This window comes from Ruegeria sp. HKCCD9138, from assembly GCF_057220975.1.
In genome coordinates this window covers 449,782-465,614 of the sequence record NZ_JBWVAZ010000002.1, presented here as the reverse complement: position 1 = coordinate 465,614, position 15,833 = coordinate 449,782, and the positions used below count along the sequence as shown (strand labels likewise).

Annotated in this window: 12 protein-coding genes and 1 tRNA gene; 9 read left to right on the top strand and 4 right to left on the bottom strand. The window is 56.9% G+C overall.

Annotated elements, in window-relative coordinates; translation table 11 throughout:
* Positions 1-76 precede the first annotated feature (76 nt).
* Genes AC2TEL_RS05525 through AC2TEL_RS05515 form a run of 3 tightly spaced genes read left to right on the top strand, consistent with a single transcriptional unit; the run spans position 77 to position 5,239 of the window.
* Positions 77-2,794, top strand: coding sequence for an aminotransferase class I/II-fold pyridoxal phosphate-dependent enzyme (locus tag AC2TEL_RS05525; protein WP_480902519.1), 2,718 nt, complete (start codon positions 77-79; stop codon positions 2,792-2,794).
* 19 nt (positions 2,795-2,813) lie between these two features.
* Positions 2,814-4,265, top strand: coding sequence for a biotin carboxylase (locus tag AC2TEL_RS05520; protein WP_480838784.1), 1,452 nt, complete (start codon positions 2,814-2,816; stop codon positions 4,263-4,265).
* 5 nt (positions 4,266-4,270) lie between these two features.
* On the top strand, positions 4,271-5,239 hold the full coding sequence (locus tag AC2TEL_RS05515) for a C45 family autoproteolytic acyltransferase/hydrolase (protein WP_480902435.1): 969 nt from the start codon (positions 4,271-4,273) through the stop codon (positions 5,237-5,239).
* A 621-nt stretch (positions 5,240-5,860) separates the two neighbouring features.
* Here the strand turns inward: AC2TEL_RS05515 and AC2TEL_RS05510 are convergent.
* Positions 5,861-5,937, bottom strand: a tRNA-Arg gene (locus tag AC2TEL_RS05510).
* Between the two features lie 115 nt (positions 5,938-6,052).
* Between AC2TEL_RS05510 and AC2TEL_RS05505 the strand changes: the two genes are divergently transcribed.
* On the top strand, positions 6,053-7,078 hold the full coding sequence (locus AC2TEL_RS05505) for a LacI family DNA-binding transcriptional regulator (RefSeq protein WP_480838780.1): 1,026 nt from the start codon (positions 6,053-6,055) through the stop codon (positions 7,076-7,078).
* A gap of 4 nt (positions 7,079-7,082) precedes the next feature.
* A complete protein-coding gene (locus AC2TEL_RS05500) occupies positions 7,083-8,297 on the top strand; it encodes a winged helix-turn-helix domain-containing protein (protein ID WP_480902432.1) in 1,215 nt (404 codons plus the stop codon).
* Positions 8,298-8,300: 3 nt separating this feature from the next.
* Here AC2TEL_RS05500 and AC2TEL_RS05495 read toward each other — a convergent pair whose 3' ends face one another.
* From AC2TEL_RS05495 to AC2TEL_RS05485, 3 genes are all read right to left on the bottom strand, one after another.
* On the bottom strand, positions 8,301-9,224 hold the full coding sequence (locus AC2TEL_RS05495; RefSeq protein ID WP_480902431.1) for a helix-turn-helix transcriptional regulator: 924 nt from the start codon (positions 9,222-9,224) through the stop codon (positions 8,301-8,303).
* A gap of 107 nt (positions 9,225-9,331) precedes the next feature.
* Positions 9,332-9,766 (bottom strand): homoprotocatechuate degradation operon regulator HpaR, encoded by a 435-nt coding sequence (hpaR, locus tag AC2TEL_RS05490; RefSeq protein ID WP_480838774.1) that lies wholly within the window; start codon positions 9,764-9,766, stop codon positions 9,332-9,334.
* Between the two features lie 58 nt (positions 9,767-9,824).
* Positions 9,825-10,985, bottom strand: coding sequence for a DUF3095 domain-containing protein (locus AC2TEL_RS05485; RefSeq protein ID WP_480902428.1), 1,161 nt, complete (start codon positions 10,983-10,985; stop codon positions 9,825-9,827).
* A gap of 132 nt (positions 10,986-11,117) precedes the next feature.
* Between AC2TEL_RS05485 and AC2TEL_RS05480 the strand changes: the two genes are divergently transcribed.
* The 4 genes from AC2TEL_RS05480 to AC2TEL_RS05465 all read left to right on the top strand — a co-directional run bounded on the left by AC2TEL_RS05480 (position 11,118) and on the right by AC2TEL_RS05465 (position 15,825).
* Entirely contained in the window at positions 11,118-12,290 is a 1,173-nt protein-coding gene (locus tag AC2TEL_RS05480; RefSeq protein ID WP_480902426.1) for an MFS transporter, read from the top strand.
* Positions 12,291-12,322: 32 nt separating this feature from the next.
* Positions 12,323-13,360 (top strand): glycosyltransferase family 4 protein, encoded by a 1,038-nt coding sequence (locus tag AC2TEL_RS05475; protein WP_480902424.1) that lies wholly within the window; start codon positions 12,323-12,325, stop codon positions 13,358-13,360.
* A 112-nt stretch (positions 13,361-13,472) separates the two neighbouring features.
* Positions 13,473-14,495 (top strand): aspartate-semialdehyde dehydrogenase, encoded by a 1,023-nt coding sequence (locus AC2TEL_RS05470; RefSeq protein WP_480902423.1) that lies wholly within the window; start codon positions 13,473-13,475, stop codon positions 14,493-14,495.
* Between the two features lie 412 nt (positions 14,496-14,907).
* Positions 14,908-15,825: an endonuclease/exonuclease/phosphatase family protein gene (locus tag AC2TEL_RS05465; RefSeq protein ID WP_480902422.1), complete on the top strand. Its 918-nt coding sequence runs from the start codon at positions 14,908-14,910 to the stop codon at positions 15,823-15,825.
* The last annotated feature ends 8 nt before the right edge of the window (positions 15,826-15,833 follow it).

Here is a 15,833-nt window from a genome sequence, read left to right as displayed (position 1 = left end):
CGGATCAGAGGGCGGCACTGATCCGGACGCGACAGAAAGGAGGCAGGTTTTGAACTTGCACTCGCGGAAGAAGGAGTTGCCGTCAATACGAGATTATTACAGCGCGACGCAACTTCGCGCTGATCGATGGAGCGCTTTACGCGAGGCTGCTGAAGGCCTTGCACTTCACGGACGGGAAAAACGCCAGAGCCAAAAGTTGTTGTCGACGGCAGAACATTTGTTTGATGTTCTGGAACCGATCGAACTCTATTGGGCGTTTCCCGGAATAAACGCCTTCGAACATCTGCGACGCCTTCTGCTTAACGGCAATGTCGACGACCTGTCCATCTGTGTCCGCCGTATCGCACGCGCGTTGACATCGGGCGCATACAGGCGACGGTCGATCCCTCTGTCGTCTGATGAAATAGACAATGAGGACTACGAAGACGAAGCTTCGCTTGCGCCAGAAGCTCGTGCATTGGGGCGGCCCTATTTCGAGGTACTGATCGTCGATGATGTTACTGAACATCAGGAGAGGTTCCTGCGGCAAAACCTGTTGCGCATGCGCCGGCTGGAAGACCCCTTCATTTATGAACCGGTCATTGTCCCGTCGCTGGAGGACGCGCTGATTGGGGTCCTGTTCAACTACAACGTTCAGGCTGTGGTGATCCGGCCCGGCTTGTCGCTGAAATCCAAGATCGATCTTCCGATCCTGAACCAGTATCTGACACGCGTCAGCGAAGACGAAGATGTTGATGGCCTTGACCCGCATGAATACGGGCCGGAAGCCTGCCGCCTGATCGAGAAAATCCGACCCGAATTGGACGCCTATCTGGTCACCGATCGTTCTGCCGAAGATATCGCCGGATTGGATCTGGGCCGCTGCCGACGGGTTTTTTACAATCAGGAAGACTTTCAGGAACTGCACCTCAACATTCTTCGCGGTGTCGACCGAAGATTCAGGACACCGTTTTTCTCAGCCCTCAAGGAGTATTCGAAACAGCCAACCGGCGTTTTTCACGCGATGCCGATCAGCCGCGGGAAATCCATCAGCCGCTCGCACTGGATTCAGGATATGGGGGCGTTTTACGGGTCAAACATCTTCCTGGCCGAAACGTCGGCGACATCCGGCGGTCTGGACAGCTTGCTGGAACCACGTGGGCCGATCAAGGAAGCACAGGACATGGCGGCCCGGGCGTTTGGGGCGAAACACACGTTCTTTGCAACCAACGGCACATCAACATGTAACAAGATCGTCGTTCAGTCAGTGGTACGACCAGGAGATATCGTGCTCGTCGATCGAGACTGCCACAAGTCTCACCATTATGGCATGGTTCTGGCCGGAGCCAGCGTCGTCTATATGGACAGCTACCCGCTGCACGAGCATTCGATGTATGGCGCTGTACCGCTGAAAGAGATCAAGCACACGTTGCTGAAGCTGAAAGCCGCCGGAAAACTGGACCGCGTCCGCATGGTGCTGCTGACCAACTGCACCTTTGACGGAGTGGTCTATAACGTGCAGCGAGTCATGGAAGAATGCCTGGCGATCAAGAAAGACCTGATTTTTCTGTGGGACGAAGCCTGGTTCGGCTTTGCGCGTTTTGACCCGACTTACAGACAGCGCACCGGCATGGGCGTCGCTAATGTATTGCGGCAAACGCTGCGCACGAAAGAGGCCGCAGATGCATGGGAGGCGCAGCAGGACAAGCTTAGCGACGCGAGCCACGAGCAGGTGCTTGAAGCCCGGCTGGTTCCGCCACCAGATGCCCGCGTGCGCGTCTATGCTACGCAATCGACCCACAAGACCCTGACCTCATTGCGGCAGGGGTCGATGATCCATGTCAACGATCAGGATTTCAAAGGCGAAGTCGAGCAGGCTTTTCACGAAGCCTACATGACCCACACTTCAACCTCGCCGAACTACCAGATCATCGCTTCCCTGGACGTTGGGCGGCGGCAGGTCGAACTGGAAGGGTTCGAGTTTGTGCAAAAGCAGATCGAGACCGCCATGTCGATCCGACGCGCCATCTCGGACCATCCGGTCTTGCAAAAGTATTTCAAGGTGGTAACCGCCGGCGAAATGATCCCGGAAGAATACCGGGAAAGCGGAGTACAAGCCTATTACGATCCCGATCACGGCTGGATCGACAAATGGACGATGTGGAGCCAGGACGAATTCGTACTGGACCCCACCCGCATTACTCTGGCCGTAGGCGGAACCGGCTGGGATGGCGATACATTCAAGACCAAGATCCTGATGGACAAATACGGCATCCAGATCAACAAGACGTCGCGCAATACCGTGCTGTTCATGACCAATATCGGCACAACGCGGTCGTCAGTCGCATACCTGATCGAAGTGCTGGTCGAAATTGCAAATGACCTGGATGAATTGCTGGACGATGCCTCAAAAATGGAACGCCGATCCTTCGAGAACAGGGTCAAGGCGCTGGTCGAAGACGTGCCACCACTGCCGGATTTCAGCCGCTTCCACGATGCGTTCCGCGACGGGTCGGATACGCCCGAAGGCGACATCCGAACCGCGTTCTTCCTCGCATACGATGAGGACAATTGCGACTATATCCCGACCGATGACACGCTGATGGTGCGGCTTGAAGCGGGGGAAGAGCTTGTCTCATCCAGCTTCATCATTCCCTATCCGCCCGGTTTTCCGATTTTGGTGCCCGGTCAGGTCATCAGTCCGGAAATTCTGTCATTCATGCGGGCGCTGGACGTCAGCGAAATTCATGGTTTCCGCGAAGACCTCGGTCTGCGCGTGTTTACCCAAGAGGCCTTGGAGTCCGTCAAAGACTAATTCAAAGGGGAGAGGTTAGATGCCCAAGAAGGTACTCAAGAACATTTCGGAAATCCGCCGCTATTTCCACACGAATTCAGACCCGATCTATTTTGTCTCGGCAACCAATTTCAACCTTCTCGGCCTGGATGAATGGGTCAAGAACTTCAAGTACATTTGCTACATGGATTGCTTTGACGGGCGGCATCCGAACGTTCTTGTTCCTTCCGAACTCCCCCATGACGAATTTCAGTCTATCGAAGACATCAACAACTATCTGCTGCAGCACAAGGAAGTGGTCGATTACGTCAAGGCACGGGGCGGCAAGCCAAAATTCGTGTTCCTGATGTTCGACGAAAAGACGGAAAAACTGGCCAAGGACCTGGGCGGCGAAGTCTGGTTTCCCAAGGCCAAGCTGCGCACCAAGATGGACAACAAGATCGAAACGGTGCGGGTCGGCAACAAGGCAGGCGTTCCGTCGGTGCCCAATACCCTGTCCAAGGTCGACAGCTATGATCATCTGAAGAAGGTCTGCAAAAAGGCAGGGCTTGGCGACGATCTCGTGCTGCAAAGCGCGTTTGGCGACTCGGGCCACACCACCTTTTTCATCAAATCCGAAGCCGATTTCCGCAAGCACGAGCATGAAATCGTGGGCGAGGGCGAAATCAAGATCATGAAACGGATCGACTGCCGTGGATCGGCGATCGAAGCCTGCGCCACGTCCGAAGGCACGATTGTCGGCCCCCTGATGACCGAGCTTGTGGGGTTCAAGGAACTGACCCCCTATCGCGGTGGCTGGTGCGGAAACGAGATATTCTCAACCGCCTTCCCGCCCAAGACCCGTGAAAAGGCCCGCGAACTGACCTTCAAATTCGGCGAGCAACTGCGCAAGGAAGGCTATCGCGGTTATTTCGAGTTGGATTTCCTGATCGACAAAAAGACCGGCGACATCTGGTTGGGTGAGCTCAACCCCCGGATCACCGGAGCGTCCTCGATGACCAACCACGCAGCCTTTGCCCACGCAGATGCGCCGCTGTTCCTGTTCCATCTGCTTGAGTTTTCGAAGAAGCCGTTCAATCTGGACGTCGAAGAGCTGAACGCCCGCTGGGCCGACCCGGACATGATCGACTCCTGGTCGCAGATGGTGATCAAGCACACTGAAGACAGCGTCGACATCATCACCAACGCTCCGGAATCCGGTATTTACCGGATGCTGCCGGATGGTCAGGTCGTCTTTGACCGGTTCGATTACCACCGTCGCGCGGTCGAAAGCGAAGACGAGGCCTTTTTCCTGCGCATCTCGAATGTCGGCGATTACCGTTATGAAGGCGCCGATCTGGGCATACTGGTGACGCGAGGACGGTCGATGACCAAGGGGTTTCAGTTGACAGCCAAGTCAAAGAACTGGATCGCAGGCATCAAGAGCGCCTTTTCTTCGCGCCCGCTGCCATCCGCCCAGGCATTTGAGGATCCTGCGTTTAAGATTATGTAGGGTGCATGAAACTTACCTTTCGCGCCGTCGAAGAAAAGAAACCCGGGCAGAAGCTGGCCGCGATTTTCTCCGAATACAGGAATGCCTACCTGAAGTGGTGGGCAAGCGAGGGGTTGTCATCGCGTCCGACATATTCCGAGTGCCGCCACGCGTTGAAAACGCATATGCCGGAAATGCTCGAGCCGTATGACATGTTGTGCGCTGCCTTTGGTGCAGGTGATCTGGAGGCCCGGTTTCTGAGTTTCTATTGCCCGCCGCGGTATCTGGCCGGGTGCAGCCAGGCGATTTGGCAGGGACCGGAACCACTGATGGTGCGGAATTACGACTATGACCCGTCGGCCTTTGACGGGGTATTCCTGAAGACTGAATGGAATGGGCGCCAGGTGATGGGCACGTCAGATGGCTTGTTTGGATTGCTGGACGGTATGAATGATGCAGGGCTTACGGTTTCCCTGACATTCGGCGGTCGCCGTGCGGTTGGCGAAGGCTTTGGGGTTCCCCTGATCCTTAGATACCTGTTGCAGACCTGTTCGACGATCGAAGAGGCGAAGCAAGTTCTTTTGAGAGTCCCTTGTCACATGAGCTATAACGTTACGGTCCTGGACCGTGACCGGCAGTTCTTCACGGCATTTCTTGCACCGGACCGACCAACGCTCATAACCCGCGCTGCTGTTTCGACCAATCATCAGGAGCGTGTCGAATGGAGCAGCCACGCACGCCTTACCGCCACGGTCGAGCGTGAACGATTTCTTCTGCATCGCCTGACATTGCACCCCGAGAAGCAGGAGATCTTTGTCGGATCGTTCCTCAAACCCCCGCTTTATTCGCTCGCCTTTGATCGGGGTTTTGGCACTCTGTACACGGCAGCTTATCATCCTCGCGAATTGACAGCGGAACTGCTGTGGCCGGGCCGGAGCTGGCAGAAAAGCATAGATCAATTCAACGCGGATAATTTGCAGGTTGTTTATCCATGAGAGAGTGCTCGAACACACAATGGTCGCGTTCAGTGCAGAGGCCGCACCTTCACCACCCGGAGGTGTATTGGCCGAACTCTAAAATATCGATAAATCCAGTCCAGCCTAACTTGTGACATTGCCTACAACCTGACGTGGATTGAATTATGCGCTAGAGAAATCTGGCAGCCTTCGACAACTCTGAATTCTTGGCGCGAGCCTGTTCTGAACCGCTGCAGGCCCGTCCAGAGGCTAGACGGAGGTTGAATCGAAAGTCCTGCACGAGTTGTTGTCGCTTGAAGATACATTATCAAAAGTCACTCTTTCCGAGTGTTGTCGGTCATCAAAGGAAGGGCCGTGCGACAACAGACTTTCTTGCTATTTGGTTGCAGAAGATCCTGCACATCTTCTCTGATTGCGAACACCACTACTCAACCATAGATCGCAGTAAGAAAGCGGTTGCAACTTCATTGTAGAAAACTGAGTCGTTTCCGATAGTTAAGAAGCGCTAAAACTGGCTGCGACGCTTCGAATTGGAGGCACTAAACCACGCTTCGGCCTCTCACAAAACTCCACACAAAACAAAGAACATAGCTAAACGATTTCTGCACAAGCTGCTGTTTTTTATATATTTATCATGTGTGGCGACCCCGGCAGGATTCGAACCTGCAACCTGCCCCTTAGGAGGGGGCTGCTCTATCCAGTTGAGCCACGGGGCCGCGCGTCGCCTTCTGTAACCGGGTTTTTCAAGGTTGTCATCGCCTTTGCACAACAGTTGTAAAGATTGCCCTGTTCACGCTACCATCGGGCAAAACAACAACGCAGGTATTCCCGGTGACAACAGAAACAAAACGCCCGCTTACCCTTCGTGATGTCTCGGAAGCGTCCGGAGTGTCGGAAATGACCGTCAGCCGGGTCTTGCGAAACCGCGGCGATGTTTCGGACGCCACGCGAACCCGGGTCTTGGCCGCCGCAAAGGAACTTGGCTATGTGCCGAACAAGATCGCTGGCGCTCTGGCCTCAAGCAGAGTGAACCTGGTCGCGGTGATCATCCCTTCATTGTCCAACATGGTGTTTCCAGAGGTTTTGACCGGCGTCAATCAGGTACTGGAAGATACCGAGCTGCAGCCGGTGGTCGGCGTTACGGACTACCTGCCCGAGAAAGAGGAGAAAGTTCTGTACGAGATGCTTTCGTGGCGGCCCTCGGGTGTCATCATTGCCGGGCTTGAACATACCGACGCCGCACGGGCCATGCTGGATTCAGCGGGCATTCCGGTTGTCGAAATCATGGATACCGACGGCAAGCCCGTCGACGCGATGGTTGGTATTTCGCATCGGCGCGCCGGGCGTGAGATGGCGCAGGCTATACTGAAGGCCGGCTACGAACATATTGGTTTCATGGGCACCAAGATGCCCCTGGATCACCGCGCCCGCAAACGGTTCGAAGGCTTCACCGAAGTTCTGGGCAAGCACGGGATCGAGATCGAAGACCGCGAGTTCTATTCCGGCGGTTCGGCGCTGGCAAAGGGGCGCGAGATGACAAAGGCGATGCTGGATCGGTCACCCGATCTGGATTTCCTGTATTATTCCAATGATATGATTGGTGCGGGCGGTCTGCTGTATCTGCTGGACCAGGGCATTGATGTGCCCGGTCAGATCGGTCTAGCTGGTTTCAATAATGTCGAGCTTTTGCAAGGCTTGCCGCGAAAGCTGGCCACGATGGATGCCTGCCGGCTTGAGATCGGTCGCAAAGCCGCTGAGATCATCGCCGCCCAACTGCAAAACCCCGAAGTCGAGATTGACACCCGTGTCACTCTGACCCCCAAGATCAGTTACGGCGATACACTGAAACGGCGCTGATGCCTTGGCGTTGCAACAGGTAAACAACCGCGCGGCGCGTGCCGTGTTCATGAAGCGTCACGCGTTGTTGGAGCCGCCTGCCGGTAAGGCAAAGGGCGCAGATCTTCTGGATCTGATCCATCGGCTGGGGTTTGTGCAACTGGACAGTATCAACACTGTTGCACGTGCCCATGACATGATCCTGTATTCGCGCAGGCCAACGTATCGCGCGAACAACCTGAAACGGCTTTATGAACGCGACCGCGCTTTGTTCGAACATTGGACGCACGATGCCGCAGTCATTCCAATGGAGCTCTATCCTCACTGGCACCTGCGGTTTCAGCGCGACGCAGATGAACTGAAGGCCAGGTGGAAGAACTGGCGGCGGGACGGTTACGAAAAGCAATTCGAAACGGTTCTGCAACACATTCGTGACCACGGACCGGCCTGTTCGTCCGACGTCGGCAAGGATGAGAAGAAAGGCTCGGGCGGGTGGTGGGACTGGCACCCCTCGAAGACAGCTCTGGAGTATCTTTGGCGTTCAGGTGCCTTGACCGTAATTGGGCGAGAAAGTTTCAAGAAACGCTACGATCTTACGGAACGGGTGATTGAGCATCACCTTTGTCCGGGAAACATGACGTGCGACCCGCAGGAAACGGTGGATTGGCTTTGCAATGCTGCTCTGGACCGTCTCGGGTTTGCCACCTCGGGCGAATTGGCTTCATTTTGGGACACGGTCAGCCCGGCGGAAGCGAAGACCTGGTGCACAAAGGCTCTAACAAGGGGCGATGTCGAGGAAATCAACATCGAATGCGCCGATGGTCGGCTCCGACGTCTTTTCGCCCGCCCCGGATTGGCGACGGAGGTCGAAGCGCTGCCGCCCGCCCCCGGTCGTATCAGGGTGCTCAGCCCGTTTGATCCGATGCTGCGCGATCGGCAACGGGCCGAGCGGCTGTTTGGTTTTCACTACCGCATCGAGGTTTTTGTGCCCGCCCCAAAACGAACCTACGGGTACTATGTCTTTCCGCTGTTGGAAGGTGACCGCCTGATCGGTCGGATCGACATGAAGGCCCATCGCGATTGTGGGGAATTGCGTGTAAGGGCCCTGTGGCCCGAACGGTCCGTTCGATGGTCCGACGCCCGAACCGGGCGATTGGAAGCAGAGTTGGACAGGCTTCGCAGGTTCACCGGGCTTGAACAGGTTGTTTTTGAGAATGACTGGCTGAAACCATCCAAATAGACTCTATTCTTGCGGCACCAGACATAGGTTTCTGATCAATTTGTGTGCTTGCAGCAGAGAAGTCTCGAGGGATTGACCGGAAGTGTCCAGCTGCGCCGTTGCGCGGCTGTACATTGCCTCGCGACTGGACAGAATGGATTTCAACTGCTCCATTGCCGCCGGATTTCCAGCCATGGGTCGCTCATCTCCCTGCGCCCGGACCCGTTCCATATGCTCGACCGGGGAAGCACGCAGCCAAATTGTGTGAAACTGGCTGAGCAACATGTCAAACGTGGCAGGTTCGGCCACGATCCCCCCCGCAACCGCAAGAATCATCCGGCCATGTGACGCACTGACCCGATCCAGGGCCTGCGATTCCAACCTGCGATATCCTTCCTGCCCATAGAAAGCCATGATCTCTGACAGCGGCATGCCCGCCATGTCTTCGATCACGTCAGTCAATTCCACAAAGGGCAGATCAAGCTTCGCGCTCAGCAGCGCACCCAGTGTCGATTTCCCGGCCCCGCGCAGACCGATCAAACAGACGCGACCGGCCCGGACGTCATTGACAGGATCCGGTTGCAAGATGTTGCGGACCGCTTGTTTCACATCGTCACTGGCACGGCGGTACAGTTCCACGGTTTGCAGAGTGTCGGAGTCCCAGGGATCGTCCTCACCGATCAGCCATTCAATCCGATGCTCCAAAGCCCCAGCCACGCGTTGCAGCAATCCGATTGAGATATTGCCCTCGCCCGCCTCCAACTGCGCCAGATACCGGGGCGAGATTCCGGATTTCTCAGAAAGAACCCTGCGGGACATGCCGTGAAACTGCCGCGCCTTGCGCACGCGCGCGCCCACCCGCTGACCCAGACTCTGTGAAGAGCTTTCCGGGGATTTTGTCCCGTTCTGCTGCTGATCTGATCCGAGAGACCCAATAGGCGCAACCATGACACTCATTCCGGCTGTGTAATATAGTGCACAAATTACGTCACCGTATCGGCCCAGACAACATACATTGTCAGAGGCCTGCGCAACGGCGGGTTTTTTTGAGCGACCTAAATGTCGAGATCATGCAGTTCGCCCAGCAGGTCGAGCAGCATCTCATGTTTCTCCGCCCCCATCTTTGCGCGAATGCGTTCGGCTTGCTGCATGCTGGTCGACAGGTTGGCCTCGATGACCTGAGCGCCCTTGTCGCTGATCTCGACAATCTGCCGCCGGCGATCCTCGGTATCCGGGCGCCGGGCGATCAGGTCTTTGTCCTCAAGCTTTTTCAGGATGCGCGTCAGGCTTGGCAACAAAAGGCAGGCACGCTCGGCAATGCGCGTGGGTTCCTGCGGACCTTCTTCTTTCAACACACGCAGAACGCGCCACTGCTGTTCGGTGACACCCGCATCAGCCAACATGGCCCGAATGGGTCCCATGACCTTCTCCCGAGCGCGTAAAAGAGCAATCGGCAAAGACCGGGACGTTAGGGGAAATTCGTCGGTCATACTGAATTTTCGCCGAAATCTCCGAGCCTTGCAACCAGTCGTTGATTCTGCCCTGTTTTTACGTGTCAGACGCTTTCCGCATTCGCATCGACGCTGCGGCCTGCGCGTAGCCCCCCGAGGCTCCATCAACGAAATGCACATGATCGTCCCGCATGGCCGAGGGAACAAAGCAGGTCATCATCGCCTCTTGCTGAGCATGCAGACCATATCGGATTTTCCCGCCAGCCTGCGCCTCATCCAGCATCCGGGTGATACGGGCAAGTGTCGCCGCATCGCAGTCCAGCGTCATCTTGAGCCCGTCATCGAACTTTCGGAAATCCGCGTTGCGGCTGACCATGTAACGATACCTTGCCGGCTCGAATTCCCCCAACCGGATGCCGGTTTTGAACAACAAAGCGATCATCAGGTTCCCGCCCAGCAAAATCAGTTTTTGCAGGAACAGATTGCGCCCGGCCCGGGAAACATGCGCATCAAGATCGATGCCGGGCGGCGGCCATTTCATCGGCGGGCCCTCAGCCGGAACCGGATGCCCGGCCCTTTCCAGCCCCTCGGACATCGACAGCACAGACCGGGTCAATGCAGCGAAATCGTGATCGTTAGAGTCTGATGTAGACTGAATTACCAGTGAAACGATCTGACCATTCTGCGCCTGGCTGTTGGACCAGCGGCAGGACAAACCTGTAAGATCCGGCTGCGCTTTCGGATCGGCAGCAGCCACGACATAATTGCCGGCTTTCATCTGCTTTTCTGCCCAGGCAAGACCGCCGCCGGAAAACATCGCATAGTCCACCCCGGACGATGGCGCATGACGGGCCACACGCAGATCGCGACCCGCTTTTCTGATTTCCGACACGTCAACGATGGCTGCACGCAGAGAGATGGCGAATTCCGTCTCCGCCCAACTGCGCAATCGCGCCAATGTTTCACGCGCGATGTCTTCATCCGCCTGTGGAACCGCAAACGCCGCTCCATCACCGCCAAAGACATAAGGAAAATCCCGACCGCCCAGCCCGTTGATCATTCCCGATATCACGGCCGCACCGACCATGTTCACGGTCTTGTAGCGTCCACGTTCGATTTCCCCCGTTGAATCGACGATATCGGCCACGCCGACGATCCAGTCGTCCGGCAGAGGCGTGAATTCCGCCGGGTCGCTGAGGCGAAGAAAGTTGTCCGAAATTGGAACAGAAGAATAAAAATCAGTGTCGGTGGTCGCCATTACCATCCTCAATACAAATAAACCTTCGGTAGAAATAGCCCATTTGCATTAGGTTTCCGCTGTTTGCAGCAGAGCGCGGGCTCTTGTGCAAGGCATCGGGACATGTCAAGCATCCCGCCGAGGAGGACAGGGATGCAGGCAGGGTTGGTGATTTTATGCCTGGCGTATGTCCTCAGCCAGTTCTTCCGCGCCTTTCTGGCCGTCCTCACGGCCGATCTGGGACGCGACATTGGTGCTACGCCCGAAGATCTGGCATTTGCCTCGGGCCTTTGGTTTCTTGTATTTGCGGCCATGCAGATTCCGGTCGGCTGGGCGCTGGACCAATTCGGACCCCGGCGCAGCTCGGCCGCCCTGCTGCTGATCGGAGGTGCCGGAGGCGCCGGCCTGTTCGCAGTGGCGACCAGCCCCGCCCATGTCAGCGTTGCCATGGCGCTTATCGGAATCGGGTGCTCGCCGGTTTTGATGGCCTCGTATTTTATCTTTGCGCGCGAGTATCCGCCGGCAAAATTCGCAACATTGGCTGCCGTGATGCTGGGCGTCGGCTCGGTCGGCAATCTGGTTGCGTCCTACCCCACCGCGCTTGCGGTTGAGTGGGTTGGCTGGCGGGCGACGTTGCTGGGGTTGGCGGTTACCTCGGCCATCATCGCTATCGGCATCTGGTTCACCGTCCATGACCCTAAGCGGATCGAGACCGAGCACAAAGGGTCTTTGTTCGATCTGCTGAAAGAGCCCGCCATGTGGACGATTCTACCCTTGATGCTGGTCGCGTATGCCCCGTCCGGCGCGCTGCGTGGATTGTGGGCGGGCCCATACCTGCGTGACGTCTTTGAACTTGATACATCGCAGGTCGGACAGGCGACACTTGTGATGGGCGCCGCGATGATCGCGGGAACCTTTGCCTATGGTCCGCTGGACCGCATCCTGAGGACGCGAAAATGGGTCGTCCTTGGTGGAAATGTTCTGAGTTTACTGGCGCTGGTGCTTATGTGTGTGTGGATCAGCAGCGCGGCCTGGTTGTCGGTCCTGTTGCTGGCGGTAATCGGATTCACAGGGGCCGCTTTCCCGGTGATCATGGCCCACGGCCGGGCCTTCTTTCCGCCGCATCTGGTCGGGCGCGGCGTGACCCTGTTGAACCTGTTCGGTGTGGGCGGTGTCGGGCTGGCGCAATTCGCAACCGGGCGCATTCACGCGACGGCGATGGACATCAGCCCGACTGCGCCCTACACAGCGATTTTCGGCTTCTTTGCCGTCACCTTGAGTATTGGCTGCATCATCTATCTGTTCAGCCGCGACAGCATGGACTGACTTTGGTCAGGAACATCCGACAGGAGAGCGCAATGCAGGAAATCGAGGTTCTCGCGCCGAACCTGAAACACAGCCTCTCTGGCGTCACCACGACCGTTATCCGACTTCTTCCAATCCAGGCGAAAATGATCGGCATTCGCGCCACCGGTCCCGGCCTTCCGCGCGATATTCCGCATGTCCGTTTGTGGAAGACGCTGTTTCTGCCGAACCGTAAGCCCATGGTCTGGCACGCCCGCCGGAACACGGAAATGCTGATGGGGCTTTTTCTGCGGACTGTACTGCGGCGGAACTACAGGCTGCTATTTACCTCGGCCGCCCAGCGCAATCATTCCGGTTTCACAAAAAGCCTTATCGCAAGAATGGACGCGGTGATCGCGACGACACCGCAGGCCGCATCATTCCTCGAACGGCCCTCCACGGTAATCATGCACGGCGTGAACACAGAGATCTTTCACCCAAGCGACGACAAGGCAGCGCTGCGCGAGAAGCTTGGATTGCCCTCGGGCGTTCTGATCGGCTGTTTCGGGCGTATTCGTCCGCAGAAGGGCGTCGACCTGCTGGTGGATGCCGCGATCAAGGTACTTCCTTCGTTTCCGGACGCGAAGATCATATTCACGGGCAACGCAACAAAAGAGTTCGAATCCTTTCAACACGAGCAGGAAGACAAGCTGAAACAGGCCGGATTGGCCGATCGCGTCAGTTTTCTGGGCGAACGCCCGTGGGAAGAGATCGTCGAAATCTATCGGGCTCTGGACCTGTTCGTTGCGCCCGCGCGTCACGAGGGGTTCGGACTGACACCGCTTGAGGCGATGGCCTCTGGTGTTCCCGCCATTGCCTGCCACGGTGTCGGCGCGTTCAGCGCACAGATTCAGGACGGTGTTACCGGGCGTCTGGTGGAAAAAGACAACGCCGCCGCGCTGGCCGAGGCTCTGACAGAGATGCTGACAGATCCGGCGAACATGGCCACTGCCGGAATTGCCGCCCGTCGCCATGTTGAAGAAAACTTTCGAATCGAGCGCGAGGCCGAAGAGATCGTCAAAGTCTACCGTTCTCTGCTGGACGAAAGCTGAGCGAAGGAAATTGCCTCAATTCGCCGTCATCGCAATATTATTGCCCAGAATCCCCTTTTTTCTTTGCTGCAACGCGGCTATGAACGCGCGTCCTTAACTTTGGAGACATGAAATGGGCTATCGCGTCGTTGTCGCCGGCGCCACGGGTAACGTGGGCCGCGAAATGCTGAACATCCTGGCGGAACGCCAGTTCCCGGTCGATGAAATTGCCGCACTGGCAAGCCGTCGTTCGCTGGGAACAGAAGTCAGCTTTGGCGACAAGACACTGACGACCCAGGACATCGACACCTTCGACTTCACCGGCTGGGACATGGCCCTGTTCGCCATCGGCTCGGACGCAACCAAGACCTATGGCCCCAAGGCGGCCGCGGCGGGTTGTGTGGTCATCGATAACTCGTCGCTCTATCGCTATGACCCGGACATTCCGCTGATTGTACCGGAATGCAACCCGCAGGCGATCCACGACTACAAGAACAAGAACATCATCGCCAACCCCAACTGCTCGACCGCGCAGATGGTTGTCGCGCTGAAGCCGCTGCATGACCGCGCCAAAATCAAGCGCGTTGTCGTGTCGACCTATCAGTCGGTCTCGGGCGCAGGCAAAGAAGGGATGGATGAGCTGTGGGATCAGACAAAGGCCATCTACAACCCGACGACCGAAGTTGAGCCGAAGAAGTTCCAGAAACAGATCGCCTTCAACGTCATTCCGCAGATCGACGTCTTCATGGAAGACGGCTCGACCAAGGAAGAGTGGAAGATGGTTGTCGAAACCAAGAAGATCGTCGATCCGTCGATCAAGGTCACAGCCACCTGCGTTCGCGTTCCGGTGTTCGTCGGTCATTCCGAGGCCGTGAATATCGAGTTCGAGGAATTCCTGGACGAAGACGAAGCCCGCGACATCCTGCGCGAGGCTCCGGGCATCATGGTGATCGACAAACGCGAGGCCGGTGGCTACGTCTCGCCTGTAGAATGTGCAGGCGATTTCGCCACCTTCATCAGCCGCATCCGTCAGGATTCGACGGTGGAAAACGGCATCAACCTGTGGTGCGTTTCCGATAACCTGCGCAAGGGTGCCGCCTTGAACGCGGTACAGATTGCCGAGCTGCTGGGCCGCGAGGTTCTGAAAAAGGGTTGAGTTTTTGCACAACGACCGCCCCGGACAACAGGCCCCGCCGTCTCAGGCGGGGTTTTTTGTGACAAACGCATTGTGCGGCAGTCGGTAAATAAGCCCGATCGTAGAACCTCGAACCCATTCCGAAGCGACCTTTCGACAATTGTCCGCGAGACGTTGCTGATACTGAATCCCATAGCATTGAAAATACAAGACGGAGTCCCGATAGCCCGCCCCTCGCTCGGGGACGTTGGGCGCGTTGTTCAAGCCTTTGTGTTGCCCAAGCAACTAAACGCCGAAGAGAATCCAGGTCCCTCGGAATGAGGGCGCATGTTGACAAAGCCGGTTGGGCTTGCCACCTGACAAATGACTATTCCCAATGGCGCGACAGCGCTGGCCGCGCTCAGCCTTCCCGGCGCGGCAATCGAGGCAGAGTATGCAGGTTCTGACCAACAAAAGGCTGGGGCGAACCCTGATCCGAGGATGCGCGGCCATCCTGATCGGGCTGGTTGTTTTTGGGTTCACCGGACATTATTTTGCCGCCGGGGACTCGATTGCACTGTTGCGACCGCAGGCCGGTGTCCTGCTTCTGGTCTTTGCGCTCATTCTCTTGCTCATGCGGTCCAAGTATCTTGCCCTGACTGCCCTGGCCTCTGCCACCATTGCCATCGGCTCAATCGCGGCGGGGTTTTCGGCGCCCGTGGACGATTGCAACGGAGCCTGCCTGACGCTGTATCAGAAGAACCTCATGAGCCGAGCCTGGCCCCGCAACACGCTGGCTGACGACATCATCGCATCAGATGCGGAAATCGTGACCTTGCAGGAAGTGTCCGCTCATAACCGCAAATTCATGAGCAACATGTACGACCACTATCCAACCAAGGTGTTCTGTACCTTTCGCCCGTATCAGGACGTGGCGGTCCTGACGCGATTGCCAATTGTCGAAGGGTCTGAATTCTGCATGCCCGGTTATGGGGTCACCGGTGTTCAGGTTGTCACGCCGGATGGTAACCCGGTCTGGGCCGTTTCGGTTCATTTGAATTGGCCATTCCCGTTCGATCAATCCGAACAAAGCAGCAAAATCGCTGCGCGTATTGCAGAACTCGACGGGCCGGTTCTGATCGGCGGCGATTTCAACATGGTACCGTGGGGTGCCAGCGTAAGCCGGATCGGCGCGGCAGCAGGTAACGAGGTGTTCGGGACCGCCGAGAACACGCATTCGCTGGGCAGCTGGACTTTGCCCTTATCGATCGACAATCTCCTGTTTCCCAAAGGTACGACGGGAACGGTCGAGCTGCGGCCCTATTTAGGGTCTGATCACTTGGGCAAACTCGCCCGTTTCCAGCTTCAATAAACGGTTCC

Excerpts from the sequence above, each read along its gene's own strand:
- AC2TEL_RS05495 (WP_480902431.1), bottom strand. The coding sequence starts at position 9,224 with ATGGTTGCGCCTATTGGGTCTCTCGGATCAGATCAGCAGCAGAACGGG.
- AC2TEL_RS05485 (WP_480902428.1), bottom strand. The coding sequence starts at position 10,985 with ATGGCGACCACCGACACTGATTTTTATTCTTCTGTTCCAATTTCGGAC.
- AC2TEL_RS05465 (WP_480902422.1), top strand. The coding sequence starts at position 14,908 with ATGCAGGTTCTGACCAACAAAAGGCTGGGGCGAACCCTGATCCGAGGA.
- hpaR (WP_480838774.1), bottom strand. The coding sequence starts at position 9,766 with ATGACCGACGAATTTCCCCTAACGTCCCGGTCTTTGCCGATTGCTCTT.
- AC2TEL_RS05515 (WP_480902435.1), top strand. The coding sequence starts at position 4,271 with ATGAAACTTACCTTTCGCGCCGTCGAAGAAAAGAAACCCGGGCAGAAG.
- AC2TEL_RS05520 (WP_480838784.1), top strand. The coding sequence starts at position 2,814 with ATGCCCAAGAAGGTACTCAAGAACATTTCGGAAATCCGCCGCTATTTC.
- AC2TEL_RS05470 (WP_480902423.1), top strand. The coding sequence starts at position 13,473 with ATGGGCTATCGCGTCGTTGTCGCCGGCGCCACGGGTAACGTGGGCCGC.
- AC2TEL_RS05475 (WP_480902424.1), top strand. The coding sequence starts at position 12,323 with ATGCAGGAAATCGAGGTTCTCGCGCCGAACCTGAAACACAGCCTCTCT.
- AC2TEL_RS05480 (WP_480902426.1), top strand. The coding sequence starts at position 11,118 with ATGCAGGCAGGGTTGGTGATTTTATGCCTGGCGTATGTCCTCAGCCAG.